The sequence below is a fragment of the Candidatus Protofrankia californiensis genome (assembly GCF_900634765.1).
GTDB lineage: Bacteria > Actinomycetota > Actinomycetes > Frankiales > Frankiaceae > Protofrankia > Protofrankia californiensis.
This window is the reverse complement of sequence record NZ_CAAAFT010000044.1, coordinates 28395-30371: the sequence shown is the minus strand read 5'-3', so window position 1 is coordinate 30371 and position 1977 is coordinate 28395. Positions and strand designations below refer to the sequence as shown.

Below are 1977 nucleotides of genomic sequence, written 5' to 3'. Positions count from 1 at the left end.
GATCAGTACCGGCGTCAGGACCGCCCCTGGTGACGCCGGCTCGACGCCGACGCCGACGCCGGGGCTGGGGCTGGGGCTCGGGCCGGGGGCGGGATCGCCGGAGGTGCTCCTGGCGAGGACACGACGGTGGCCCGTCGCCCTGGCCGTCCTCGTCGCGTTCTGCGCGTTGTCCGCGTTGCTCTTCCGCGACGGCTGGACCGATCTGGGAACGACCGTCTACGGCGGCGGTGACGCTGTGCTGTTCTCCTGGTACCTGGGGTGGACACCGTACGCGCTCGCTCACGGGCTCAACCCCTTCGTCACGCAGTTACTGAACGTGCCGGACGGCGTCAACATCATGTGGAGCACCGGCGTGCCGCTGCTCGGTGTGCTGGCCACGCCGATCACCGCGCTGGCCGGTCCGCTGGTGGCCTTCCAGGTGCTCACGACCCTGGCGCCCGCGCTGTCGGGCTGGGCGATGTTCCTGGCGATGCGCCGCTGGACGGCCGCGCTGCCGGCCGCCGTCGCCGGGCTGCTCTACGGCTTCAGTCCATACATGATCGGTGCCTCCTACGGGCACCTGCACCTGTCGTTCGTGCCCTTTCCCCCGATCCTGCTGCTGCTCATGGACGACCTGCTCGTCCGGCAGCGCAGCACCCGGCGGACCGGCGTCCTGCTCGGTGTGGCCGTGGCCGCCCAGGCGCTGGTCAGCGAGGAGGTGCTGGCGACCTCGGCGGTGGTCACGGTCGTCGCCATCGCCATCCTGTGCCTGCAGCATCGGGACCAGGTCCGCATCCGCGCGGCCGCCGCCGTGCGCGGGCTCGCCGTCTGCGCCGGCGTCGCCACGGCCCTGCTGGCCTGGCCGCTGGCCACCCAGTTCTTCGGCCCGCAACGCGTCCACGGCTCGATCCAGCCGCCGGACGTCGCCGTCTCCGACCTGCTCACGTTCGTCACGCCCACGCCCCTGCAGGCGCTCGGGCCGGACTTCGCCGTGCGCGAGAGCCTGACGTTCACCGGCAACGCGGTGGAGGTCAGCGGCTACCTCGGCCTGCCCATGCTGGCCCTGCTCGCGTTCATCGCGGTGCGGTTGCGCCGCAACCGGCTGGTGGCCCTGTGCGCGCCGCTGTGCGTCGCCGTCGCCGTCCTGTCGCTCGGCCCGCATCTGCACGTCGGCGGGCACAACACGGGCATCCCCCTGCCGTGGCGCGTGCTGGAGCTGGGGCCGGTCCTGCACAACGCGCTGCCGTCGCGGTTGTCGCTCTACCTCGTGCTCGCGGCCGGCATCATGGTCGCGGTATGGCTGGACCAGGTACGCCCGCCCCGGATCCGCGCTGTCACCGCCGGCGTGTCCGTCACCGCCCTGGTTCCGCTGCTGCCGGCCACGCTGCTTGCCTTCTCGGCGGCCACCCCGTCCTTCTTCACCGGCTCGCAGGTGAAGGAGGCCCTGCCGGAAGGGTCGACCGCGCTTGTCGTGCCCTACCCGTATCCGCAGCAGAACGTGGCGATGCTCTGGCAGGCACAGGCCGGCTTCCGTTTCGCCATGCCGGGTTGCTACTGCACTGTTCCCGACCGTAATGGACGCTCCAGCTTCCACCCGGAGGTGGACCCGCTCAACTCGGCCCTCATCGCGGTCGCGACCGGCAGTACCACCGCGGACGCCACGCTGCAGCAACCCGGGCTGCAGGCCACCTTCGACCGCTTCGGCCTCGACGCGGTCGTCCTCGGCCCGAGCGACCACCACGACGAACTGGTGAGGTTACTGACCGCGCTGGCCGGCCGTCCCGGACGCCACGTCGACGGCGTGGACCTGTGGCTGCTCGGCATGCCCTAACGTCGAACACGCCGGGCGGGACGCGGGTGGTCCGGGACCGATAATTCGCGCTATTTATGATTATGAATGGAGATCGAGTGGCAGAGATCAAGGTGACCGTGGACCGGGTCGTGACGGCCGCGCCGGCCACCGTCATCGAGGCGCTCGGCGACTACAAGGGCATCCGG

General features: G+C 71.2%; 1 protein-coding gene. It reads left to right on the top strand.

Features of this window, described 5'->3' with window-relative positions; all coding sequences use genetic code 11:
- The first annotated feature begins 1 nt into the window (after position 1).
- Positions 2-1810 carry a hypothetical protein gene (locus DD1DGNOD_RS02410; RefSeq protein ID WP_131769338.1) on the top strand — a complete coding sequence of 603 codons (1809 nt, stop codon included), beginning with the start codon at positions 2-4 and terminating at the stop codon, positions 1808-1810.
- Positions 1811-1977: the final 167 nt, after the last annotated feature.